Annotated in this window: 23 protein-coding genes; 4 read left to right on the top strand and 19 right to left on the bottom strand. The window is 45.9% G+C overall.

Annotated elements, in window-relative coordinates:
* Positions 1-92: 92 nt before the first annotated feature.
* The 7 genes from ACWQAU_RS10515 to pdhA form a co-directional block, all read right to left on the bottom strand.
* Positions 93-866 carry an inositol monophosphatase family protein gene (locus tag ACWQAU_RS10515; RefSeq protein WP_027821184.1) on the bottom strand — a complete coding sequence of 258 codons (774 nt, stop codon included), beginning with the start codon at positions 864-866 and terminating at the stop codon, positions 93-95.
* Between the two features lie 10 nt (positions 867-876).
* Positions 877-1,164, bottom strand: coding sequence for a UPF0223 family protein (locus ACWQAU_RS10510; RefSeq protein WP_003645919.1), 288 nt, complete (start codon positions 1,162-1,164; stop codon positions 877-879).
* On the bottom strand, positions 1,157-2,089 hold the full coding sequence (locus ACWQAU_RS10505; protein WP_079111867.1) for a Rossmann-fold NAD(P)-binding domain-containing protein: 933 nt from the start codon (positions 2,087-2,089) through the stop codon (positions 1,157-1,159). Before ACWQAU_RS10505 ends, ACWQAU_RS10510 begins: the two co-directional genes overlap by 8 nt.
* 402 nt (positions 2,090-2,491) lie before the next feature.
* Positions 2,492-3,904, bottom strand: coding sequence for a dihydrolipoyl dehydrogenase (gene lpdA / locus ACWQAU_RS10500; protein WP_003640822.1), 1,413 nt, complete (start codon positions 3,902-3,904; stop codon positions 2,492-2,494).
* A gap of 7 nt (positions 3,905-3,911) precedes the next feature.
* Positions 3,912-5,228: a 2-oxo acid dehydrogenase subunit E2 gene (locus ACWQAU_RS10495; protein ID WP_003644592.1), complete on the bottom strand. Its 1,317-nt coding sequence runs from the start codon at positions 5,226-5,228 to the stop codon at positions 3,912-3,914.
* Positions 5,229-5,285: 57 nt separating this feature from the next.
* Positions 5,286-6,263 (bottom strand): alpha-ketoacid dehydrogenase subunit beta, encoded by a 978-nt coding sequence (locus ACWQAU_RS10490; protein ID WP_003639044.1) that lies wholly within the window; start codon positions 6,261-6,263, stop codon positions 5,286-5,288.
* Position 6,264: 1 nt separating this feature from the next.
* Positions 6,265-7,377: a pyruvate dehydrogenase (acetyl-transferring) E1 component subunit alpha gene (gene pdhA / locus ACWQAU_RS10485; protein ID WP_003644593.1), complete on the bottom strand. Its 1,113-nt coding sequence runs from the start codon at positions 7,375-7,377 to the stop codon at positions 6,265-6,267.
* Positions 7,378-7,661: 284 nt separating this feature from the next.
* Here pdhA and def point away from each other — a divergent pair, with 284 nt between their 5' ends.
* A complete protein-coding gene (def, locus tag ACWQAU_RS10480; RefSeq protein ID WP_003645922.1) occupies positions 7,662-8,222 on the top strand; it encodes a peptide deformylase in 561 nt (186 codons plus the stop codon).
* A gap of 29 nt (positions 8,223-8,251) precedes the next feature.
* Here the strand turns inward: def and ACWQAU_RS10475 are convergent, their stop codons facing one another.
* Positions 8,252-8,758: a hypothetical protein gene (locus ACWQAU_RS10475; RefSeq protein ID WP_003640826.1), complete on the bottom strand. Its 507-nt coding sequence runs from the start codon at positions 8,756-8,758 to the stop codon at positions 8,252-8,254.
* Between the two features lie 282 nt (positions 8,759-9,040).
* On the opposite strand from ACWQAU_RS10475, the gene ACWQAU_RS10470 reads away from it, so the two are divergent.
* The 3 genes from ACWQAU_RS10470 (at position 9,041) to ACWQAU_RS10460 (ending at position 11,954) form a co-directional block, all read left to right on the top strand.
* Entirely contained in the window at positions 9,041-9,259 is a 219-nt protein-coding gene (locus ACWQAU_RS10470; RefSeq protein WP_003640827.1) for a DNA-directed RNA polymerase subunit epsilon, read from the top strand.
* Complete coding sequence (rnjA, locus tag ACWQAU_RS10465) at positions 9,256-10,932, top strand: ribonuclease J1 (protein WP_003640828.1); 1,677 nt, start codon at positions 9,256-9,258, stop codon at positions 10,930-10,932. Before ACWQAU_RS10470 ends, rnjA begins: the two co-directional genes overlap by 4 nt.
* Positions 10,933-10,994: 62 nt before the next feature.
* Positions 10,995-11,954, top strand: a complete 960-nt coding sequence (locus tag ACWQAU_RS10460; protein WP_013355677.1) for a diacylglycerol/lipid kinase family protein — start codon at positions 10,995-10,997, stop codon at positions 11,952-11,954.
* 221 nt (positions 11,955-12,175) lie between these two features.
* Here the strand turns inward: ACWQAU_RS10460 and ACWQAU_RS10455 are convergent, their stop codons facing one another.
* The 11 genes from ACWQAU_RS10455 to ACWQAU_RS10405 form a co-directional block, all read right to left on the bottom strand.
* Positions 12,176-12,379 carry a hypothetical protein gene (locus tag ACWQAU_RS10455; RefSeq protein ID WP_003645925.1) on the bottom strand — a complete coding sequence of 68 codons (204 nt, stop codon included), beginning with the start codon at positions 12,377-12,379 and terminating at the stop codon, positions 12,176-12,178.
* 173 nt (positions 12,380-12,552) lie between these two features.
* Positions 12,553-14,043: a C40 family peptidase gene (locus ACWQAU_RS10450; protein ID WP_027821186.1), complete on the bottom strand. Its 1,491-nt coding sequence runs from the start codon at positions 14,041-14,043 to the stop codon at positions 12,553-12,555.
* 359 nt (positions 14,044-14,402) lie between these two features.
* Positions 14,403-15,368, bottom strand: coding sequence for a ribose-phosphate diphosphokinase (locus tag ACWQAU_RS10445; protein WP_003645927.1), 966 nt, complete (start codon positions 15,366-15,368; stop codon positions 14,403-14,405).
* A 154-nt stretch (positions 15,369-15,522) separates the two neighbouring features.
* On the bottom strand, positions 15,523-18,072 hold the full coding sequence (recD2, locus tag ACWQAU_RS10440) for an SF1B family DNA helicase RecD2 (protein ID WP_027821187.1): 2,550 nt from the start codon (positions 18,070-18,072) through the stop codon (positions 15,523-15,525).
* A 15-nt stretch (positions 18,073-18,087) separates the two neighbouring features.
* Positions 18,088-18,762: a tetratricopeptide repeat protein gene (locus tag ACWQAU_RS10435; RefSeq protein ID WP_003640835.1), complete on the bottom strand. Its 675-nt coding sequence runs from the start codon at positions 18,760-18,762 to the stop codon at positions 18,088-18,090.
* A 20-nt stretch (positions 18,763-18,782) separates the two neighbouring features.
* The gene (locus tag ACWQAU_RS10430) at positions 18,783-19,448 is read right to left on the bottom strand and encodes a histidine phosphatase family protein (protein WP_003640836.1); all 666 of its coding nucleotides are present in this window, start codon (positions 19,446-19,448) and stop codon (positions 18,783-18,785) included.
* A 523-nt stretch (positions 19,449-19,971) separates the two neighbouring features.
* Positions 19,972-21,420 (bottom strand): WxL domain-containing protein, encoded by a 1,449-nt coding sequence (locus ACWQAU_RS10425; RefSeq protein ID WP_060418074.1) that lies wholly within the window; start codon positions 21,418-21,420, stop codon positions 19,972-19,974.
* A 6-nt stretch (positions 21,421-21,426) separates the two neighbouring features.
* Complete coding sequence (locus ACWQAU_RS10420; RefSeq protein ID WP_003640838.1) at positions 21,427-22,461, bottom strand: DUF916 and DUF3324 domain-containing protein; 1,035 nt, start codon at positions 22,459-22,461, stop codon at positions 21,427-21,429.
* 58 nt (positions 22,462-22,519) lie between these two features.
* Complete coding sequence (locus ACWQAU_RS10415) at positions 22,520-23,251, bottom strand: WxL domain-containing protein (RefSeq protein WP_003644599.1); 732 nt, start codon at positions 23,249-23,251, stop codon at positions 22,520-22,522.
* Between the two features lie 281 nt (positions 23,252-23,532).
* The gene (locus ACWQAU_RS10410; protein ID WP_003644600.1) at positions 23,533-24,195 is read right to left on the bottom strand and encodes a potassium channel family protein; all 663 of its coding nucleotides are present in this window, start codon (positions 24,193-24,195) and stop codon (positions 23,533-23,535) included.
* A gap of 9 nt (positions 24,196-24,204) precedes the next feature.
* Positions 24,205-25,563: a TrkH family potassium uptake protein gene (locus ACWQAU_RS10405; RefSeq protein ID WP_003644601.1), complete on the bottom strand. Its 1,359-nt coding sequence runs from the start codon at positions 25,561-25,563 to the stop codon at positions 24,205-24,207.
* Between the last annotated feature and the right edge of the window lie 131 nt (positions 25,564-25,694).

Raw genomic sequence — 25,694 nt, 5'->3', positions numbered from 1 at the left:
TTCAACTTGAAGCCTTCATAACGACGTTTTCAGCGGCTTTCATCCATTGACATAAAAAAACTGTGACATATGGGTCACAGTCCCACTACTTACTAGACGATTGCCAAAATTGAGCGTTGTGCGCGCCTTGTCGCTATCAGTACAGCACCCGATGATAACATATTAACCGGGTAGCCGTCAACTCTAGACACAACCAAGCCAAGGCTTTCCGCGAGAACGCGACCAGCCGCAAAATCCCATGGTCGCAAGTATGACAGGTAGCCGACCAGTTCGCCCGCTAAGACCTGGCTAATTTGAATACCAGCACTACCCATAATCCGTGGTCCCAGTGATTTGGCAATAATCGTCTGCATATTGAAGCGGTCTTGAATTAGTAACGGCGCACTCGCACCAAACAGCCCCGCACTCAGATCAACATCCGCGGGTGCAGCCAGCAATTCACCGTTAAGCGTGACGCCGACTTCAGGACCACCAGCATATAATTTATTCGCCATGACATCAAAGATATATCCCAGCGTTGGTTTACCGTCAACATACAAGCCCACCATCATCGCAAAATGATTACGCTGATGCACAAAATTCATGGTACCGTCGATTGGGTCAACGATCCAGACGTGACCATTCATATCAGTAACTTGGTCGCCGGTTCCTTCCTCAGCTAAAATCTTCGCAACTGGATCCAAGGCTCGAATCTGACGCACCAAAAAATCTTCATTGCTATGATCCACGTTAGTGACCAAATCACGCCGACTCGTCTTCTCCGCAACCGTCAAGTGGGTGCCCATCTTCGCCAACACTTGCGCTCTCGCAGTTTGCATCACGACTTGCATTTTCTGATTTAACTGTTTCACCACATTCGTTTGCACGTTAAGTCACCTAGTCTCGGTATTGAAATCGCTGCTTGTTAGTTTCCTGAGCTGCGCGCATTGTTTGATAAATCCGATAACCTGAAGCAGCCTCATAATCACGAGCCAGTCGTTTTTCTTCCGACTTAGCCGGAACGACCGTCTTAAAATCACGATAGGCTGCCAACAAGTCTGCTGTAGCGATTGTTCCTTCATTAGCGGCCTCGATGGCTTGATAAAAGGTCGTAACCTTAATGATCTCGGCCGTGGTCCACGTCTCATCCAGTGGATATTGGTAATTATCATTGTGTTTAGGCATCTTCATCCAACTCCCCCGCCGTGACCCGGTCAAGTTCCTCTTGAACCTGGCTCGCAATCTCAGCGTATTCTTTCTGCTCTTCATCAGATAGCACCATATCCGCCATTCGTTTGATTCCGTTAGCACTAATCAGTACCGGTGATGATAATCCAACCAGCTGGTCGTCATCGACTGGTGTTTGGATATTTGTGACGGTACCGATAAACGGTGTCTGGGCGTAAAACGCATTGAGCACTTGTACTAATGCTAACACACTCAAGGTCTGATTAGTAACAATCGTGGGGTCGTCGATCTGCTCCGTCGCTGCACTCATTTCGTCCATCCCAAAACTAATATCCTGGTTAGCCAAATAAGTCATCACGGGCGCCGGCCCAATATATGAACGACTCCATGAGATCAGGTGTGTCGCCGCAGTTCCCACTACGAATGCGCGGACATCCGCCGGGCCGACACTTAATTGCTGACATAGTAGTTGCTCCAATAAACGACTCTGCGGCAAAGTACCCAATCCGACCACTTTAGAATGATCAATGCCACTGAAACGCGCAGCTAAGACACTTAAAACCGCATCATTGCTACCAGCCAAAATAATTTTTCCGTTAAAACCAGCGCCCATCGCATCATTCACAAACGCGCGAAATAGCGGCAAAGTCGCCTTTAAATCACCACTGGCATCACGGTCGCTTGCCAATGGCACTAAATTTCCAATAATCAAGCTATCTGCTTGTGAATAATCCGGCTTAGCTTGCGCCACTAGTGTAAACTGACGACAAGTTAAACTCGCTGTTACCATTGCTTGGTAGCGCGGCGCTTCTTCAGCACCCGTTGCGACCACTAATTTCACTGGCAAATCTTTGGCAATTGCGACTAATATTAATTGTTGTACGAACTCGAATAATCCCCGAATAATTACTGTATTAATCATTTCAATCCCTCCAACCTTCGATAATAATTGTACCTGAGCTGTCAACGAATTCAAGTAAATGTTAATAAAAAGCTTACTCTTTTGTAACATTTTTGCGTAACCAATTGGTCCACTTCCCCCCGAAGCAAACACATTTTGATATGTTATTAATATAGACCACTACATGCTAAAAAGTTAGCAATTTGAATAACAACATCCGCATCAGGTTCAAAGACGTCACTTACGGATCAGCTGAGTAATGATTAACAAGACTGACCTTCATTGCGCCTGACAGCGCGTTAAGTTACGTTTTTACGTGACTATCTTGACTGGTACTTCGGTAATCCATACTGGCTGCAACATCCTATGTAAAATAAAAGTTTGAGACTCACGCCTCAAACTTTTATTAAGCCATCATCCGCTTTAGATGTGCGTTGGGTAACCCATCGCTTCATCCGCCGCTTCTTGAACTACTTCACCTAGGGTCGGGTGTGGATGAATCGTCAAAGCAAGGTCTTCGACATTCATCCCACCATTGACCGCAACGCTTAATTCAGAAATCAAATCACTGGCACCTGGTCCGGCAATTTGGGCGCCGACAATGGTGCCTTCGTCCTTCGTACTGACAAGACGGAAGAAGCCGTCCATGGCGTTCAACGAGATTGCACGACCATTACCAGCAAATGGGAACTTCGACGTCTTCACCTGCAAGCCGGCTTCTTCAGCTTCAGCCTTCGTCATGCCAACTGTTGCCAATTCTGGATCAGTAAAGCAAACTGCCGGAATTGAAACGTAGTCGTTCGCCGTCTTCTTGCCACTGATTGCACCAGCAGCAACTTTGGCTTCAGCAAAAGCTTTGTGTGCCAGCGCAGCACCGGCGACAATATCTCCGATTGCGAAAATATCCTCAGCGGCCGTCCGCCCCTGTTCATCAACTTCGATCAAGCCGCGCTTCGTTAACTTGACGTCAGTGTATTCCAAGCCCATGTCGTCAGTATTAGGCCGCCGACCAACCGTGACCATAACATAGTCAGCATGAATCTCAGTTTCTTTCCCGTCGACAGCGTAGGTAACCGTAACGCCACTATCATCTTGTTCGGAGTTTTTAGCCATCGCATTAGTAATGACATCAACCCCCTTCTTCTTAAAGCTGTTCAAGACAAGCTTGACCATATCTTTTTCGAAGTTAGGTAAGATTTGCGGTGTCCCTTCAAGAATCGTCACGTGAGCACCGAGGTTGGCATAGGCACCAGCCAACTCAGAACCAATGTACCCACCACCGATAACCACTAATTCTTTAGGCACTTCGGGCAAATTCAAGCCACCCGTCGAGTCAACGACCCGACCACTGAACTTGAAGCCCGGAATTTCAACTGGCCGTGAACCAGTTGCGATGATCAAATGTTTGAATTTATAAGTCTGACCAGTATGGTCACCATTCATCACCCGTAAGGTATGATTATCATGCATATAGGCTTCCCCACGGACCACTTCCACCTTATGCTTCTTAAGCAGCATTTCAACGCCACCAGTCAACCGATCAACAACTTGATGGTCTTTCCAGTCCTGGGTCACTTTAAAATCCAACACCGGATCCTGAATATTTTTAATACCAAAGATCTTACTGTCCTTGGCTTCTTGTAGCCGATGACCAGCACTGATCAAAGCTTTTGATGGAATACAACCAACGTTAAGGCAGACACCACCGATATATTCCTTTTCCACCACGGTGACTTTTTGGCCGAGTTCCGCGGCCCGAATCGCAGCGACGTAACCCCCAGGGCCCGCGCCGATGATCATTGTATCGCGTTCTTCAGCAAAATCTCCTACAACCATTCTGACCTCATCCTTCCATCAAAAGTAATTCTGGATCATGTAACAATTGCTTCAATAAGTTCATTGCCCGTTGTGCTGTTGCACCATCAATCAGACGGTGATCAAAACTCAAGGACAACTTCTGCATCTTACCAACAACGATTTCACCATCGTCATTGACGTAAGGTTCCTTACCGATACGCCCAACACCTAAAATGGCAACTTCCGGTTGGTTGATAACTGGGGTAAACCAGCCGCCACCAATTGAGCCAATATTACTAATAGTAATAGACCCACCACTCATTTCACTGGCCTTTAACTTGCCATCGTAAGCTTTTTGCGTATTGTCAGTAATTTCTTTGGCAATTGCAAACAAGCCCTTACCTTCAGCGTGCTTAATATTTGGCACTAACAATCCACGGTCAGTATCGGTAGCTACCCCAATATTGAAGTAGTGTTTGTAAACAATTTCCTTGTTTGCATCATCGATCGACGCGTTCAATTCTGGGAATTGTTGTAAAACCGCAACCAAAGCTTTCACGAAGTATGGTAAGAAGGTAAGATGGATGTCGCGATCCAAAGCAACTTGCTTGTACTTCTTCCGGTGTGCCATCAACGCACTCACTTCAACTTCATCAAATAAAGTAACATGTGGCGCGGTGTGTTTACTGTTCACCATAGCCTTAGAGATTGCCTTCCGAATTGGCGTCATCTTTTCACGCGTCTCTAATTCAGGTGTGTCAGAAACATATGGTTTAACTGGTGTTGGTGCTGGTGCTTCACTTGCAGCCGGAGCCGTTGTCGCTGGCGTAGCTGCCGGTTTAGCACCCGTTGCCGCTGGCGCACCCGTGTAATTGTCAATATCTTGCTTTGTGATCTGACCATGGGCACCAGTTGGCGTAACTAACGTGATGTCAATGTCCTTATCACGTGCGTACTGGCGCACTGATGGCATTGCCAAGACCCGTTTATTAGGATTGCCCGCAGCCGGGGTTCCAGTCGGTTGTGCTGATGTTGCAGCGGGAGTTTCAGCTGCTTCACTTGCCGGGGCTTCCGTCTTAGTAGCCGCTGGTGTTTCAGCCTTAGCCGCTGGCGCAGCGTCGCCAGAACCATCGTCAATCGTGACGATCACATCACCAATTTTAGCCGTTTCACCTTCTGGAACTAAAATATCAATAACTTTACCACTTACTGGCGATGGTAATTCTTCCACCGATTTATCATTTTGAATTTCAACTAGAGAATCGTCTTCTTTGACTTCATCACCAGGTTTTACGAGCCATGATGCAATTTCGCCTTCTTCAAGACCTTCACCAAGCTCTGGTAATTTAAACTCGTAAGCCATTGGATAACTTCCTTTCATGACAGTCTCAGGTGACTGTTTTTCGATGCCGCGTCTTGATTAATAGTTCAAGATTTCGCGGGTTTTTGCCTCAATTTCATCTTCAGCTGGTAACCAATCGTCTTCTGCTAATCCGAATGGGTAGACCGTATCTGGTGCGTACACCCGGCCAACTGGGGCACTGAGATAAAGCGCACCTTTTTCAGCAATCAGTGAAGCAACGTTCGCAGCAATCCCAGCCTGTCGTTGTGCTTCTTGAATCGCAACGGCCCGACCAGTCTTTTGAACAGACTTGAGAATTGTTTCTTCATCTAAAGGTGACAAGGTCCGTAAGTCAACAACTTCAACGGAGATTCCTTCTTTTTCGAGCTTTTCCGCAACCTTCAGTGACTGGTTAACTTGTGCACTGTAAGCAATCAAGGAAATATCAGTACCTTCACGAACCACGTTTGCTTTATCTAACGGAACGGTATAAGCTTCATCCGGAATATCCGCCTTCATTGACCGGTATAACTTCAAGTTTTCAAGGAAGAAAACTGGATCGTTATTCCGAATAGAAGAAATTAATAGCCCCTTGGCATCGTAAGGATTAGATGGCGTCACGACCCGCAAACCAGGAATTTGAGCTAAATAGCCTTCTAATGAGTCCGCGTGCATTTCTGGTGTATGCGTTCCACCACCATATGGTGATCGAATGGTAATCGGCATATGCCGAGTGCCACCTGTCCGGAAACGTTCCCGTGACATTTGACCAGCAATTGAATCCAAAGTTTCAAAAATGAATCCAAGGAATTGAATTTCAGGGATTGGCCGGAAACCTTCCAATGCCAGCCCAATTGATAAACCGCCAATACCGGATTCTGCTAAAGGAGTGTCAAAAACACGATCTTCACCAAATTCGGCTTGCAGGCCATCAGTTGCCCGGAAGACCCCACCGTTTTTACCAACATCTTCACCAAAAACTAAGGTCTTTTCGTCTGACCCGAGTTCTAATCGAAGTGCATCGGTGATCGCTTGAATATACGTTTTCTTTGACATGTTACTTCGACTCCTTTGCTTGGAATTCCGTAATTTGTTGTTGAATGTTTTGTGGTTGTTCCTCAAAAACATTCCCCAAGAATTCGGTCATTTTTTGCTTTGGTGCTTCATCTGCTTGTTTAACAGCAGCCTTGATATCTTCTTTAACTTGTTCAACGTATTCGTTTTCTTGATCTTCTGACCAAACACCTTGATCAGTCAAGTACTTACGGTAACGAATCAATGGATCATTATCGAACCAAGGTTGTTCTTCGTCCTTAGTCCGGTAACGCTTAGGATCATCCCCAGCATTCGTATGTGGGCCAAACCGGTATGTCAGCGTTTCAATCATGACAGGACCGTTGCCAGCAGCAGCGTATTCCCGGGCGGCCTTTGTTACTTCATAAACAGCTAGGAAGTCCATCCCATCGACCTGAACACTTGGAATACCGGCAGCAACTGCTTTTTGAGCCAACGTCTTCGCAGCTGTTTGCTTGCGCCGTGGTACTGAAATGGCATAACCATTGTTTTGAACAATGAAGACGGCCGGTGCTTCGAAGGCTCCGGCAAAGTTCATACCTTCATAGAAGTCACCTTGCGAAGTCCCACCATCACCAGTATAAGTGTAGGCAACTTTGTCTTCGGTACCGTTCTTTTTAATCCCTAAAGCCACACCGGCAGCTTGTACATATTGAGCGCCGATAATAATCTGTGGTGGCATTGCATGGAAGTCTTCTGGATATTCGTTACCCAAGACATGACCACGAGACCACAGGAACGCTTTGTAAACAGGTAGTCCGTGTTGAATCAATTGTGGAATATCACGGTAAGCAGGCATTAAAACGTCGGTTTTCTTCATCGCGGCGTTACTCCCCATCTCACTGGCTTCTTGGCCCTCAGTCGGCGCATAGAATCCTAAACGTCCTTGCCGTGTCAAAGCGTTAGAACGTTGATGTAACGTCCGTTCCCATAACATTAATTTAAAGAATTCAACGAGTTGTTCGTTTGAATATTTAGAGACAATTTCTGGTTTAATTACTTTAGCTTGACCATCCAATACTTGCACGGGCTCAAAGTCTTTCCCAAGTGCATCGCGGATCGCACCAAAATCAACAATTGGTTTTTCGTTGTCCATAAATGACACATCCCTTTCATGAACGTACAAACGTTGTGCATCGCACCACGTTCGTAATCGTTTTCATAATTACAAGTCTAATTTACCATTGCGTTTCATCTTTTGCAAGCCCTTCCAAAGAGCGAAAAGCCGGCTTTTTCTGTCCAAATGATTGTGAACTATTTAATTTGTGCTTAGTTCTGTTTTCATCTTTTTCATAACGGGCGCTACTTTTTGGCGTAGGCTTATGATAAACTAGATATTAAGTGTAAACTGCGCGATCTTAATTTTGGAGGTAATTGGAATTGATTAAAATGCGCGACATTATCCGCGAAGGTAATCACACGTTACGCGCGGAAGCAAAGCAAGTTAAATTTCCGTTGAGTGAAGCTGATCAGAAGTTGGCCAATGACATGATGGAATACTTAGAAAACAGCCAGGATCCCGAATTGGCTAAAAAATACGGACTGCGTGCCGGTGTTGGTTTAGCTGCACCGCAAGTCGACGTTTCGGAACAGATGGCTGCTGTCCTTGTTCCGAGTGAAAATGAAGATGATGAACCGGTCTTTAAAGACGTCATTATCAACCCCGTGATCATCAGTCACTCCGTCCAACCCGGCGCCTTAACTGAAGGTGAAGGTTGCTTATCCGTCGACCGTGATATTGCTGGCTACGTTATTCGACACGATCGGATTACGTTACGCTACTATAATATGGCTGGTGAAGAGAAAAAGATTCGTCTCAAGAATTATCCGGCCATTGTTTGTCAACATGAAATTGACCATCTTCATGGTATTTTATTCTACGACCATATCAATGGCGACAATCCATTTGCCGCTGATGATGATTTAGTTCTAATTTCTTAAAGTCATTTAAAAAAGCAGTCCTGAAATGTTCAGGACTGCTTTTTTGGTGCACTCGAATTCAACCGACGCAAATCTTCCAAATACTCTAAAGTGGCCTCATTCATCAAATAGGCAATATCTAAGTGGAGCTGTCCGCTGCGCAGCCACGCATCAGTCACTCGTAACGCTGGTCCAGCTTCCCGGAAAGCAACCACCTGATTGTGAATTGCGTACGCTTGCAATTCGTTATTGAATAATCGCCGAACTTCTGGCAAATCGGCCGTGACCATGCCTGGTGCATCTAGCACGTACTCAAAGGCCATCACACCACGCCCCCAGACGTCTGCGACGGGCACCGAATGAATCGCCCCCGCAACCTCTTGAATCGTCATCGCATTTGCGAGCACTTTGAATGCTGCTACCATCGCACTATCAACCGTTCGTTGGCCAGCCCGCCGAATCTTCAACGCTGCACGCTTCAGCACTTGCCGTCGCAGCAATTCATAAACGACGATTGCCATTAGTACCCCACCAATGATTGTTAACCAACTCTGCATGCTCAACCCTCAATTCTTTTTTTGTATAATGATTCACAATTTTAGGAATTTTTCATTTTATTACTTATGTTTAGCATAGCATGTTTCATCAAAAAAAATTCTTTTAACCGCTCTATTTTTGAAGAAAGTTAACATTGTATACACCCATCTCAAATTATGCTAAAATGTAAGATAATTGTTGTGTTTACACAACCTGGTGTACGGATCAAACTTTTATTTTTGCTATCTATTTAGATTACTTAGTATCTAAATAAATCTTGTTTATATTAAGGAGTTTTACGCATGATTTACAAAGTATATTACCAAGAAACCAAAGAACGGAACCCACAACGGGAAACGACCCAATCTTTGTATCTCGAAGCCGAGACCGAAGTAGCGGCACGGACCTTAGTGGAAGATAATACAGATCACAACATCGAATTTATCGAACCGTTAGAAGGTAACTTCTTGGATTACGAACAAAAAAATCCAGAGTATCACCTAACGGAGTTCAATAAATGAAACGGTTAAACGTCAAAAATAACGAAACCGCTGTTTTTGCAGTCGGCGGTTTGGGAGAAATTGGGAAAAATACCTATGGTATCCAATTTCAAGATGAGATTATTCTGATTGATGCCGGAATTAAATTCCCTGAAGATGAACTTCTCGGAATTGATTACGTTATTCCAGACTATTCTTATCTAGTTGCAAATCAGCAAAAAATAAAAGCTTTAGTGATTACGCACGGTCATGAAGATCATATCGGTGGGATTCCATTCCTATTAAAACAGATCAACGTGCCAATCTATGCCGGCCCCCTAGCCTTAGCCTTGATTAAGGGTAAGTTAGAGGAACACGGGTTATTAAAAACAACTGAATTACACGAGATCAATGAAGATACGGTGCTCAAGTTCCGTAAGACGCGTGTCTCGTTCTTCAGAACGACCCATTCAATTCCTGATACACTGGGAATCGCCGTTCAAACACCACCTGGCACGATTGTAGAGACCGGAGACTATAAGTTCGATCTGACACCAATTACTAACCAGCCGCCGAACCTTCAAAAGATGGCGCATCTCGGTGAACGTGGTGTCTTGGCGCTAATGTCAGACAGTACTAACGCCGAACGGCCAATCTGGACGAAATCTGAACGGTGGGTGGCGCAATCAATTCGCCACATTTTTGAACAAGTTGAAGGTCGAATCATCTTTGCTACCTTCGCTTCTAACATCTCGCGGATTCAAGAGGCAGCGCAGGTCGCCCTTGAACATCATCGTAAAATCGCGGTATTTGGGCGTAGTATGGAAGCAGCTATCGTCAACGGACGTGAATTAGGCTATTTAAACATCCCTGACGAAGCCATCGTTGATGCTAACGATTTACGCTCCCTCCCCGCCAATAAAGTCATGATTCTATGTACTGGTTCCCAAGGTGAACCAATGGCGGCGCTCTCGCGAATTGCCAACGGTACTCATCGCCAGATTTCTATTGAACCTGGCGACACCGTGATCTTTTCAAGTTCACCGATTCCTGGTAATACGTTAAGTGTTAACCACGTAATCAACGAACTCGAAGAAGCCGGTGCGAATGTCATTCATGGTAAAGTCAATAACATTCATACATCTGGTCATGGTGGTCAGGAAGAACAGAAACTGATGCTACGGCTGATGAAACCAAAGTTCTTTATGCCGATTCACGGTGAATATCGAATGTTGAAGATTCACACCGAACTGGCCGAACAATGTGGTGTGCCACTAGACCATAGTTTTATCCTTGAAAATGGTGATGTGCTTGCCTTTACGAAGGATTCTGCCCGGGTTGCCGGTCACTTTGGTGCTGGCGATGTCTATGTTGATGGTTCTGGAATCGGCGATATTGGCAACGTTGTGTTACGCGACCGCCAAGTGCTTTCGGAAGAAGGCTTGGTTGTTGTCGTTGCTACCATCAATTTGAACAAAAAAGAGATCCAAGCTGGTCCAGATATTCTGTCACGTGGTTTTGTCTACATGCGCGAGTCTGGCGATCTAATTAACGAAGCCCGGCGGCATGTCTTCCGTACGATCCGGCGCAAAATGAAGTCGGATAAAGCAACCGAAGCGACTATCCGCAATGCGATTATTGACGACCTGCAGAGTTTCTTATTTGATAAGACTGAACGGCACCCAATGATTCTGCCAATGTTGATTATGAACTAACTACTTGCCGGAACGATCTCGTTCCGGTTTTTTATGGTGTAAGACTGATATGAGGTGTAATTTTGATTGCTGAATACTACATTATTATTAATGAACTGGCAGGATCTGGTCACGGTAAGGTCGTTTGGGAAACCGTCAAGCCGATTCTAGAACAACGACAGATTCGATTTGAATATCGAATTTCTGAATATGCCGGCCACACAATTCGGCTCGCAAATGAGTACGTTAAAACCATTCAACGACGACCAAACGTGACCCCGGTCATTCTGGTCATTGGTGGTGATGGCACACTGAACGAGGCCTTGAATGGTATTATGCAGGTCCCACAAGCTGAACCGATCCCGCTCGCCTACATTCCTGGAGGTTCGGGCAACGACTTTGCTCGCGGTCTGGGTATGGCGACTGATCCAGCAATTGCACTTGCACAAGTACTCAACAATATGCGGCCCCGTTCGTTAAATGTTGGTTATTTCCATGAAACCTTGAAAAACGAACACCGGTATTTCGTCAACAACGTTGGTTTAGGATTTGACGCTCAAATCGTTGATGACACAAACCGTAGCAAAAAGAAGGGCCGTCTGGGTCGTTGGGCTTATCTCAGTAACATGCTGGCCGCATATTCCCAACAGGAAGGCTTCCCGCTAACCGTACACGTTAACCGGAAGCGAGACTATTATAAGCGGGCTTTCCTTTGTACAGTCTCGAACATTCCATACTTTGGTGGCGGAGTTAAAATTCTGCCTCAGGCTAATCTGCACGATGATCAGCTCGAATTGATCGTTGTCGAAGAGCCTCACTGGTGGATTATCCTCTGGTTGTTCGTCTTACTGCTACTGGGTGGCCGTCATCTTAAGTCGCGTTTCGTTCACCATTATCGCAACGCTAACTTGCACTTGTTGGTTAACTCTGTTGAAATTGGTCAGATGGATGGTCAAATTATTGGGAATCGTAATTACGACCTCTACTTGTCCACCCATCCCTACCCATTCTGGATCGACACTAGTATCCATGACCACCACTAACTCTACTGCTAAAACAATACAAATTAGCGATAAAAAGTCGTTGCGAAGATGCTCGCAACGACTTTTTTATAGGACCAAGATTGGCAATTCATACTACTTGAGCGCCATCCACTTACCGGCCAGCAATGCTAATGACCACTTAATTGACTCCCCACCCACTCGGCTAATAAAAAAGACTGCTGACCATCTCAATATGGTCACACAGTCAGTCTTGATTAATCTTAGTCCTCAGAAGCGTTGATTGCTTCCAGAAGCATGTCAAGTTGTTCACATTTACGAGATAAGTGACTCACCCGTTCTTTCAAATGCGGATAAATGGTCACAACCCGTGAGCGATCCTGTTGCCGAACGGCTAGCGTCCTTAAATGATCGAGTTCGGTATTAGCCTCTTGATATTCTTCCAGAATCTCAAAACGATTACTCACTGATAGCACTTCCTTATCACAATAGATGGTCCAATTTTTCGAATTGAAAAACGACAAACATAATATACCACAATTATTGGTAAGTTTAAATCATAAAATTCAAAAAAATTTAAATAAAAATACCCCTAACACTTAACAATATCGTGTTAGGGGTATTTGCAATTAAAATCGGCTTACTTAACCGTACCTGCAAAACTTGGCATGAAGTAAGAACTGATTGTCTGAACTTGAACGTTTTGGCCTTCAGTTGGAGCCGCAACGTATTGATTATTTCCAATATAGATGGCATCGTGATAAGTGCTACCACGACTACCCCAGAATAAAATATCTCCAGGTTGAGCATCCGCAACGGAATGCGTCGTCACATAAGATTCCTGTGCAACCGTACTATGTGGCAAGGTAATCCCAGCTGCATGTTGGTAAACATAGGAAACTAAACCAGAACAATCCATTCCCGAAAGACTCGCACCACCCCAAACATAAGGGATGTTGGCACTAGCCAACTTCAGCGCAAGGCCGGTTACAGAACCAGTAGCTAAATCACTCGTTGAACTAGTAGTGGTACTGCTACTATTAGTCGTTGCGGTACTACTTGCGGTATTGCTTGCACTGCTAGTGGCTGCTGAAGAACTACTCTGACTGGTCGTGCTTGAACTAGTCGCTGCCGAGCTACTCTGGCTCGCTGTACTCGTAGTTGATGCTGCACTAGCAGCTGTACTTGATGCTTGACTAGCCGTGCTAGTAGCAGTCGTACTGCTAGTACTAGTTGCACTCGCAGTTGAAGCGGTACTTTTACTAGTCGTTGTTGAACTAGCAGCTGATGAGGACGCGCTACTCGTTACTGAGGCACTCGCTGCAACACTCTTCGACTGACTGGTAGCAGTCGAAGAACTAGCACTACTTGCTGATACGGCTGCACTCGTTGCGACTGCTTTGACCGGTGCATTTGAGGTCGTAGCCGTTGATGAAGCAACAGAGCCGGTCGATGATGATATCGTTGACGTGCTAGTACTGCTTGCTGAGTTCGCACTGACAGCATCCTGACTTGCTGCACTGGTGCTACTTACAACGCTTGCACTCACACTTGAAACCGAACTCGCACTTGTACTTGAGGTGGAACTCGCACTAACAGCCGTCGTGGCCTTGGCAGTCGTACTCGTAGTTGACGCTGCACTAGTAGCTGACATGGTTGTTTTTTGACTCGTCTTAGCGGTCGTCTTGGTCGTTGCTCCTGGCACTTGAATGTTCTGACCCACCACAATTAAATCGCCAGAAAGACCATTTAACGTCTGGAGAGCGTGAACAGAAGTGTTGTACTTATCAGCAAGCGCCCAAAGAGTGTCACCCGCTTTAACGGTATATGTACCCTTAGTAGCGGCTTTCTTAGTTGCTGACTTAGTCGTGGCGGTCTTAGTTGCGGATCCACCAATTTGTAAGTTTTGACCAACATAAATTAAATCGATATTACCATCAGATGCTTTAATCTGGTTAAGTTTTTCAATACTCTGCACGGAAACACCGTGTTGTTGAGCGAGGCCCCAAACTGTATCGTTTGCTTTTACAGTGATTGAGGCAGCATTGGCAGCTTGGCCTGTAGCAAGCAATAAACCAACGGCACCAACCGTACTGGCTAGGACCTTGCCCGTTGTATGTGCTTGTGACATTTAATTCACTCCTTAGTTTTTGAACTCAAATTAACAGTAACAAAATCGTCTTGTGACTGAAGATTAAGAAATTCTTAACCTGCTTTTACAAATCATAATTTTATTGTAGCACAATTTACCAAAATACAAACTAGAATCGCTCGTTTTTTTACAAAACAGTCCGGTTATTTTGAAAAACGTTTGCCAATGCCAAAGCGGCGCATTTGGCTGTTATAGCAATGTTTATGCATATAAACGGAATGTTATCTTTTGATTACTTCAAGTAATTAGTTGCACTGTTTGGACGAGTTACGCTATTCAGTAAACCAACCAAAAAGCACATTAACCTTTTTGTAGGTTAATGTGCTTAAAGTTGCGAGCTAGATGCGAGGATCAAACAACCGATCAACTGGTTGCTGTTCATGTACTAATTTGATTGCATCACCCAATAATGGACCAACCGAAAGTTGCACCAACTTATCAAATTGTTTATCCGCTGGGATCTGAATCGTATCCGTCACGATGACTTTCTCGAACTTGGAAGCCTGTAATTTAGCCACTGCATCCTGTGAAAAGATTGCGTGAGTCGCACAGCCGTATACGGTCGCTGCTCCCGCTTGTGCTAAAGCATCTGCCGAGACATCGAACCGAGTTCCCGTATCAATCATATCATCGATCACAATGGCGACGCGCCCTTTCACATCACCAATAATACTACTTGGCACTAGGTCATCATCATCTGGGTGTCGATTATCAATAATCGCAATTGGGGCCCCCAATAGTTCTGCCATCTTACGTGCCCGCGAAACACCGGCATGATCTGGTGACACGACGACGAGATTATCGGTAATGCCGCGATCTTTAAAATAACTTGCCAAGAGTGGGGCCGCAAATAAATGATCAACCGGAATATCAAAGAATCCTTGAATCTGTGCGGCGTGCAAATCGACCGTCAAGACTCGACTGGCCCGGTCCTTTTCCAATAACGTTGCAATTAATTTCGCAGTAATGGGCTCACGTGAACGCGCTTTGCGATCTTGACGTGAGTACCCGTAATAAGGAATAACCACGTTAATCTGACTGGCACTAGCACGTCTTAAGGCATCGATCATGATCAATAATTCTAATATTGTATCATTGACCGGTTCCGAAATAGATTGAATGACGAAAACTTCCGCCCCACGAATACTTTCTTCGATGTTGATCTGAATTTCACCATCACTAAACCGCTTTACGGAACTTTTGCCGAGTGGAATTCCGACCCGCTGCGCAATTTTTTCGGCTAACGGTAGGTTCGAATTCAGGGCAAACAGTTTCAGTTTGGCATAAGATTGATCTGTTGACATAACGACCTCCATAAAAGTTGTTTGATGATTTCGCTACTTTGATTATAGCAGTAACCACGGCTAAAAACCGCACACAAGCAAATTTTCTTGCATAATGAGCGTCGCCGACAATGTGTCGTTCACCGTAATTTCAGTTGCAATAACCAATTAATTATCAATTAGCTACTTGCGGCATGAAATTAGCTGGCGTGATACCATTCATGCCAATCATCGGATCGATTCGGCCAGCGCTGACTAGCGCTGGGGTCAAAATTGTTGGTCCAGCAGACTGGGAACTCGGTTCCTGAGTTTTTTCAGTGGCCGACTCCTCGTCAGAAGCAACTTTCTTAACCGCCGTCGCTTTTTCGCTGGCTGGCATTGCCTCTGCTTGGTCAGTAGTCGCAATAGTGGCCGTTTCATCGGATACGGTATCCCCGCCAAAGACTTGTTGTAACCGTTTCGTCAGTGTGGTTTGGCGATTAACCGATTCATTGGTAACGCTCCGCTCAAATGATTGACTATCACCTAACAGGATCAGCATTTGTTCAGCACGTGTCACGGCAGTATACAGTAGATTGCGTTGTAGCATCCGTGCAAATTGTGGTACCAGTGGCAGAATCACCATTTTAAACTGGCTCCCTTGAGACTTGTGGATCGACATACTGTACGCTAATGTCAATCGATTCCATTCATTGCGTTGATAAGTCACTTCATTTTGATCAAAGGCAATCGTGATCTGGTCTTTCTTCGATTCATTGTGAGAATCATTTGCCAGATCGATACCGACGATTTTACCAATGTCGCCATTAAAAACATTATCCTCGGGTGAATTAACGAGGTGCAGGACCTTATCACCGACCCGAAAATCTTGACCGTTATACGTTAGATGCTTCTGATGGGCACTCTTCAACGGATTAAAGATTTTCTGAACCGTGGTATTCAGCTGATCGATCCCGGCAGTGCCGCGATACATCGGGGCCAGAATTTGTACCTCCTCAGCACTGAAGCCCTTCGCCTTGGCACGTGCCACAACTTGTTCAACAATGTGATTGACTTGATAAGCGTTGCAGGCAATAAATGAGCGATCCGGTTGGTTGACGGCAAAATCGGCCGGTAAATGACCATCTTTGATGGCGTGGGCCAACGGAATAATACTGGAATCATTGCCCTGCCGGTAGATTGTCGTTAACTCAATTTGGGGCAGTTCACTAAACTGCAATAAATCATGAAACACTTGCCCGGCTCCTACCGATGGCAGTTGATCCTTATCGCCAACAAGAATGACTTGCATGTGACTTGGAATCGCCGTCAGTAACTGCTGAAACAGTACCGTGTCAACCATCGACATTTCGTCAATAATCAGGAGGCCCCCATCTAATTCCTTACTAGGCTCCTCGGGACCATCTTCACGCCCCGTCAACCCAAGCAACCGATGAATAGTACTAGCTGGGAGCCCAGTCGTTTCAGCCATCCGCTTGGCTGCCCGTCCAGTCGGTGCCGCCAGCAGGATTGGAAAAGGCTTATCCTTATACTGATTGATATCTAGTGCAACGTCGTGTAATTCCGCATAGAGCGCGACTAAGCCACGGATAATGGTCGTTTTACCAGTCCCCGGTCCCCCAGTTAGTAGAAAAACAGGCGCCGTAATCGCCGCTTTTAGTGCTTCGGTTTGTGATTCATCATAAGTAATGTTGCTAGCTCGACCGACATGCTCGATAGCATGATCCACGGCACGTTCAGACAATTTTTCATCATTATCGGCGGCTAACAACCGTTGTAAATGTTCCGCAACGCGCCACTCGGCTTCATAGAGGCCGCGCAAGTAGATACGATTCTCGTCACCCACGATTTTATTTTCCTTCGCCAAGACGACCAACTGATCAGCCAGCTTCGAAGGATCAATTTGAACATTGCGAGCATTCTCAAGTAGTTGCAACGTTTGATTCAGCAACGGTTGAGCCGTGGTATACGTATCACCGTTTTCCACGCACAGCTCATTAATCTCAGTCAATAGGGCCGCCTTTAACCGGTCATCCGCTTGGGGATCAATTTTAAGTTGGGCCGCAATTTGATCCGCTTTTTTGAACCCGACGCCTTTGATATCCTCAACCAAACAGTACGGATTCTCTTGAATCTTAGCCAAAGTGTCACCTTGATAGCGTGCATAGATGGCCGCAGCTAACCGACTCCCAAAACCGTACGCATTAAGTCCGATGATAGTTTGCTCCAAACCGTTATTGACCGTGAGCGTGTCGATCAAAGTCGTCTGAACGCTGGCCCGAAGTCCGATTGGTTTTAAAACCTTCGGATCAGCTAAAATTTGATCAATGGCGTCTTCGCCCAAAGTATCGACGATTCGCTCAGCAGTCCGCTTACCCAACCCAGGAAAATCACTACCAGATAGATAGGCAATCAAGCCTGCGCGTGTCGTGGGCGTTTCATTTTGATAATTATCCGCTTGAAACTGAACCCCGTATTTGGGATGCGTGACCGTTTTACCGGTAAAACGATACGTTGTCTCCTCCTGAATATCCGCAAAATTTCCAGTAACAACGATCTCATCTTCCGACCAATCAATGTTCTGTTCAGTTACTTTGACTAATAAGACTTTATAAAAACTATCGGCACTGCTAAAAAAAACGGCAGCGACTTTACCGACGATAAAGTGTGTGACCGGTTCCCGACCAATATCGTCGGAAAATAAATGTGCTTGTTCGTCCGTCACGGAAATCCTCCTAAATTAGTGATTTTGATTATCTGCTTGTGCGGCTAACATTTTTTCAATATCCGTTAGCTGTTGCTGATGACTTTTAAAATATTGACTGTCCAATTTCTGCGCGCGTTCAAACCAGGTGGCATACGGTTTTCCCAGTACCATTGCGGTCAGTCCAAGGTTAAAAGCAGCTCGCCCAGATTGCGAATCAATCTTATATGCGCGTTGATAGTAATCCGATGCTTGCTGATTATTGCCTAACGCAAGTAATATGTCTGCTACTAACAAATTAGCGTCAAGTTGTTGTGGACGTGCCTCTTGAGCCGTAATGGCCCAGACCAGGGCATGTTGGTAATCGTGTTGGGCCATTAAAGCTTGTGCACTCATTAAATAAGCATCCTGTTTTAGTTGATCATCCGTAATTTGTTGATAATATGGTAACGCTTTGTCATAAGTTTGAGCTTGATAATAGACATTTCCCAACGCATAACGCAGGTAGTCGGCTGCGGGTTGTTGGTGGTCAAACTTTCCCAACGCCTTCATTGCTAACGCCTCTGCCTGTTCAAAATCTTGACCAGCCGTTAATAATACCACTAGTTCATAATAAGCATGGTAGTCCTCGGGCTGTGCATCAATCTTGCCAATGAGTTGATGGACTAGTGCTTGCTGTTTAGCTTTGCTAGGACGTGATGTTTTTGCCATCCGAACCACTTCCTTCTATATTAAATCGTATCAGTTGCATCGGGCCGCCGTGATAGGTATGAGGTGTCATTCCAATCTAATAGCTTAAAATGTTGACCACGGTCACGCGTCTCTAAAATTGTTGTTGACGTATTCGACAAGCCACCCCGTTGCCGTAACGTCGCCAGTGTCGCTCCCAGTAATGAGTTGACCAAGGCATTCAAGGCCGCACCATGACTAACGATCAAAACATTGTCATCGCGACGTGGATTTGCTTGAACAATTTGCTTAATAGCGGGAGTCATCCGCTTCAGCAGTTGTTGAAAGCTCTCCCCTTGAATCGCTGTCGGGTCATACTGATCCGGATGATTTCGAAACGCGTCGAATTCGGCCGGATACGTAGCTTCAACATCCGTGAAGGCCATTCCTTCCATCTTACCGAGATTGAACTCCCGTAAACGACTCAGTACCGTTATGGGTAACTCTGATTGTGTCAAATCATTACGTAGTGTCATCGCTGTATCACGCGCCCGTTTTAACGGACTGACATAGATATGACTAAACCGAATATCCTGGAGCGCCGCTGCCAATTCATGAATTTCTTGATAACTAGTCGGTAATAATGGTGAATCTCCCTGAGAGCCTTGATAGCGCCCCTCAAGATTCCACTCTGTTTTCCCATGGCGAACAAATAATAGTTTTGTCAATTGCTTACTTCCTTACTCTAGTGTCTTGATTTGATCTTATTTTCGAGCAATGGCCCCTCCAAACTGAATAACGGTTGCGATGATTCAGCAGTATCATTGCAACTCATAGTCAATCGCCGTTAGGCCAACCCTGTTAATACTTCAAATGACGTGGCGGATGGTCGTGATACTTCGTCACGCTCGCAACACGTCTTACGTTCTATATTATGACAGTTTTCAGACTGATTTTCAAAATCTGTTCACGAATTTTAACGATCATCACGCTATTATTTGATAAACGCGATCAGTTGACCGGGCATGGTATCTTTTAGCCACTAAGTATGCAACTGCTACGCCATACTGCCAATGGCTGTTATTCACCGTACTACTCAGCCGTAAGAGTAAATCGTCGTTTTTTCAATCTACTTAATAAAAATATAATTATGTAAACTAAATCAGCCGAACCAAGTTCAACTCCAGCATTACCCTGCTTTAACAAAAAAGTGGTAAGTAGCTTTGAAACACTACTTACCACCACTAATTATTATGCAGCGGGCACAATCGCCAAGGTCCAAGTAATAATGCTTTGATACTCACCAGGCGTTGCCAATGGTGTTGCTGGTAACTGTAATGAACTAGGTGCCACATCAAAAGTTTGACTCTGATGACCAGTTTGCCGGTAAACGCTGGTTGTCGAACCATCCGTTGGTATCGTTTGATTGAGCACTCCCGTCGAGTCTTTGAGCATTAACCGAGCCGTCTTGATTGTTGTATTTTCAGCAGTAAAGGGACTCAGACTCGCCATTAACTGCCAGTCAGCCCCAACAGTCCGGTCATCAACCACGGCCAACCGATAGTCATTATTACCGTCATAACCGTCATTAGCTTTTACGGCCGTCGGGTCTGTCGCCAAGTCAGTACCTTGTGCGAGTCGCTGCAGATTTAACGTTCCAAAATTAAAATTAGGAACGGCACTCAATGATAACCGACCACCACTCTTAACTGTTAGCAAAGCGGCGTTGGTCGTCACCGTCTGTGGCTTGCCATTGACCGGATAGCTTAGACTCGCATAGTAGGCCGTTCCATCATCATCCGCATTGGTCGGTACCTTGACCGTATAACTCGTATCCGTGACATTGAGGGCTGTAGCCTTACCATTCTTGACACGATACCAATTGCTAACAGTCACCCCCTCGGGCAATGCTGGTAATGTAAATGTTGCCGGCGTCCCTTCTACGACCGTCACATCTTGTAACGCTCCAACCAAAATTTTGACGCTATCACTCAGACCATTAGAGGTTCCGGTAATCGTGACAGTTCCGTGATCATCCGCTTTTCCGGAATTATCCGTGGCGGCATCCGCTGCGGTCACATTCCCATATTCATCAACTGCCGCAAGTGACGGGTCACTACTCTTCCAAGTAATTGGATCCGTTGCTTCCTCTGGCGTCAGTGCTGCATGTACCATGGTCGTTTGTGCATTATTGAGCCACGCGTCATCACTCGTCACTTTGATGCCAGTCGTTACCACCCGGGCTGGCGTGACCGTCACTTTCGCGATTTTGGACCAATAATCAGGAAACGCCCCAACACCAGAGAAATCATACTGGACCTGAAAATAAAGATGCGTTGTTTTGGTCACTTGCGGCGCATTGAAAGTATAGGTTCGACTATTAGTGCCAATCTTCTGATAGGTTTGCCCCTCATCCGTCGATTCCCACCAAACGTACTTGCGACCACTCAACAGACTTGTCGCCGCCTCAAGCGCACTGCGCTGAGCCCGAACCGACAGCGTTACTGAGTTGCCACCAATCACATTTGAATCGATTGGCTGTTGTGAAAAACCGCCCGATAGATTCAAGCCTAAGACGGAACTCGGTGGACTGCTTGGCGATTGGGGCGCCGTTTTGGCTGCTAAGGCACTCGTGACGATACCTAAACCAACCAGCATACTTATCACCATTAGGCCACAAGCCTTGATCAACTTTCTCATCGTTCCTCACTCCTTACGCGAACGCCGCTGGCCAAACCAGTACGCCGCCATTAGAAGTGCTAAGAGAATGACTAGTGCCACTGCACCCCACAGCCACCAGTTGACCTGACGCGGTCCAACCAGATGATGATTATGTTGTTGCGCCCGTTCTGCAGTCAAGGTAAAGTCACGGGTGAAATCCCAGACACGCTGGCCGCTCGTTAGATGCAATTTTAGTCGGTACTTCCCTGCGGCTAAGTTTTGCGTGCCCAACGCGACTTGATAGTTAAACCAGCTATTCGGTGCCATTGATCCTGATTTAAGTTGCTGCGTGGCAACGGTTTTTCCCGTCGTGCGTTGAATAACGCGTGCTTGAATTTTGAGTTGTCCAAAAAGTGTCGGCGTCAGATTACGGAGTTTGGCAAAGAGTACTGGTTGCCCATTGGTGGGCGTCACTTTGACTTCATCGAGGACTAACTTAACTGGAATCGTCACTTGCGGCTGACACCAAAGCGCCACCGCTGTAACCTCTGCATAGCGATTCTTCAACATAAAACCTTGACTCGTCGTTGGCCGGGCCGCATTGGCGGTTGGATTGGTGACAAAGAGGCCACCTAACACCTCCCCTTGGAACCCAGACTTGGGAATCGTGGTCTTAAAAGCCACCGTTTTCGCTTGATGAGCCGCTAACTTAACTACGACGCCACTTGACGTCATGTCAGTAAACGTCGTCGTGGCAGATGGGTCATGCCGCTTAGACGGCACGTACGCGACGCTGCCTGCATCTGAGGTCGTTGCGTTGACCGGTGTTACCTGCAACGTAATTGCTGATTTACCAGGATTGCTGACGGAGACTCTGAACGTTGACGTCGTTCCCGGCGTGACCTTCATATTAAAGTAACCCGCCTGCTTATCTAGTTGATCCTTGGGCAGTAAGGGTGTCAGAATAAAACCCGATGCGGGTGTGTTAGATGCCGCTTGACCAGGTAATGACCCTAAAAGCCCGCCTAGTAGCAATGCCAACACTAATAACCACCACTGACCGATTTGTTTCCATCGCATTCTAAACACCCCCACTTCACTTAATCATTGAATAACGACGCGCGATGATCAGCTGAACCTATGAAGCTGCTTTTGGTGTTGCTGCAGCAGCTGCTGGTGCATTTTGAAGCGTCCAGTAAAGCGTTGCTGTGTAAGTTCCAGCAGAAATATTGGACTGCTTACCGACTTGCAATGAACTGCTCGTGGCAGTCGTCGCTGTATTTGAACCTTCACCACTATCTGCAGCAGCATTCCATAACGTTTGTGGGCTCGCGACCCATCCGTTTGTCACTTCGCTCTGATTCAAACTCAATGCGGTCGGCGCGGCAGTATTAGCATTGTCAGCGTTACCCTTGGTCATATTCAAATTCAATGTGGCCGAGTCAACTTTAGCCGCTCCCGAACTAAACGGTCCCATCCCAACTGTCAACGTCCAGCCAGCATGATTTCCCCGAAAGTCGCTAACGTTTAAATTGCCACTACCATTGCCATCATAGCCACTGCCTCCCGACGTATTGCTACTTGTTGCATTTAACGTTGTGGCAGCAGATGCAATATTCTTAACGTTGGTCGAACTTAACGCGATATTTGGCACAGCATCCAACGTTAATTCACCGGGCATAACCGTAAATTGTGCATTCGATAACGCTTCCGCATTACCCGTGCTATCCGCAACATAACCAGACGAAACTGTCGTCAAATTGTTGCTTGCTGTTCCGGGTCCGGCCGCTAACGCCGCTAGGGGCATTAGCGCAAGTGATAGTAAAGTTGCGCCACCACTCAACCCGGTCATTAATTTAAAAGTTCGCATGTTGCTTCCTCCTTCTCAATCGACTGCTTTTCCAGTCGCCTGCTACCATATTAGTTTACTAATCACTTTATGATTCCGCTTTCACCGTCCTCTTCCCCTGACGCCAACCATAGTTTATCATGTATACCAATCGAAACTGTGGGTTATGTTTTGATTCATTAACTTTCCATATTAATTAAACGCCTGGTGATAACCGGCCACAACGTGGATACCCAGTCACCCTTGTAACCAAAAAAACATCAAGGCCCGTTGTCCTTGATGTTTTTACATCATTAATTCATTTATTTTTTTAACGCTTCATCTAACGCAATAACGCCCTTAACTGGACCAACCACAGTAATCACATCATGGAGGGCCATCATATCCGTCGGCTTGGGCGAGACATCAATGTGTTTCTCGTGTTTGATTGCAATTACCGTCAGACCAAAACGTTGCCGGATCTTTAAATCGATCAGATTCTGATTAACAAAGTTCGGATCCGTAATCTCGATTGCGGCCAACGTATACTCATCACTTAAGTCAATAAAGTTTAAAATATGGTTGGAAAGGATGCGGTGGGCAATGCCCTGACCCATATCACGTTCCGGAAATACGACTTGGTCAGCGCCGACCCGTTCAAGGACCCGCCCCTGGTCGCTAGTTTCGGCCTTGGCGATGACCTTTTTCGCCCCCTGCTCCTTGCTCAACATCGTCGTCAGAATACTGGCTTCCATATTATTGCCAATCCCAATAATCACATAATCAAACGTATCGACGTTCAAATCACGCAACACCTGCTCGTCACGGGTATCAGCAATCATTGTCTGTGTCGCCACGTCCATTAGCTCGTTAACTGGTTCTTCGTTAATATCAACGGCCAAAACATCCTGATGAGCTGCGGCAAGCGCCCGAACAACACTCTCACCAAACCGTCCTAGACCAAATACAGCAAAACTTTTTCGCATGTTGCCCACCTAACCAATCAAAATATTTTCTGCCGGATAACGGATCAAGTTCACCCTAGCTTGACGTCTGGAAAGCGCGTAGAGTGACGTGAAGATCCCCACCCGGCCAATAAACATTAGCATCATGATTACAATCTTCCCAATCAAAGTCAGATTGGGCGTCAATCCCAAACTGAGTCCGACGGTTCCAAATGCTGATAACACTTCAAACAAAACGTATTCCAACCCGAAGCCCTTCGGAATTTTTTCAGTCTGCGTTAAGATCAGTGTTGCCACTGTCAGCACAATACTAGCCAAGAAAATCAGCATTAGCGCCCGATTGATATTCTCCTGACTAAAACGACGATGACTAAACTCAACATCACGGCGACCACGTAGCTGGGCAATACTTTGGAACATCAAAACGCCAAACGTTGTCGTCTTGATCCCACCCGCAGTCGATCCAGGCGTCCCACCAACGAACATCAGAATCATAATGACCAATAAACTCCCCGCTTGCAATCCTTGAGTAGGCATTGTGATTAAACCCGCTGTCCGGGGGGTAACACTTAAAAACAGCGTATTGATCGTTCGGTTGACCCACGACATTCCGGTTGGCAACAGTTCCAAGTCACGTTCAGTGATCAACAACAAGACAAAACCGATGACAAATAAACTGAAAGTTGTGAGTAAGGTCAGTTTGGAATTTAAAGTCAGTCGCTTACGCGTATGGTACAGCAGCACGTCACGCCAAACTAAAAATCCAAGGCCACCCGCAATAATTAGGATCATCGTGACCGTCAAGACGTATGGATCATTACGAAAGCCTTGCAGACTATCGCCAAACACATCAAAACCGGCATTACAAAATGACATAACCGCATGGTATAGTGACACATACAATCCGTGACGCCAACCAAATCGAGGTACAAAATCAATTGCGAGCAACCCAAGACCGCCTAGCTGAAAGAGCAGTGACAAACCCACGACATACTTCATAACGCTTTTAGTATCACTCAATCGTTCCAAATTCAGGGAGGCCTTGACCATCAACTGCGTAGAGAGACCGATCTGACGACGCATAATATTAAAGAGGAGTACCGCAAAGGTCATGTAGCCCAGCGCACCGACCTCCGAAAGTACCAGAATCACCAATTGACCAAACGTTGTCCAGTGCGCAGCAGTATTGACGACGGTCAGCCCAGTAATACATGTCGCTGATGCCGACGTAAACAACACATCGATCAACGACGTGTGCACGTTTGCTGGCGTCGCCCATGGGAGGCTCAGTAAGACTGTCCCAATCAGAATTAAGATAATAAAACCGGCTACCATTTTCTTAGATAGCGTATCAAAAAATTTAAAATGTGCTAATTGTCTCATAATCATTCCATCCCACAACAGCTTATCGATTATAACCAATCAGTCCGATTGATCATACTCCATTTAGCTTAATCAACCTAGCCAAGAAAAGCAAGTCCGACCTAAGCTTTGACGTACGCCGGCCACGGCCGACCCAA

This window comes from Lactiplantibacillus sp. 3062, from assembly GCF_055413545.1.
Note: the sequence above shows the minus strand (reverse complement) of the source record. Positions and strands in the feature narration are given on the sequence as shown.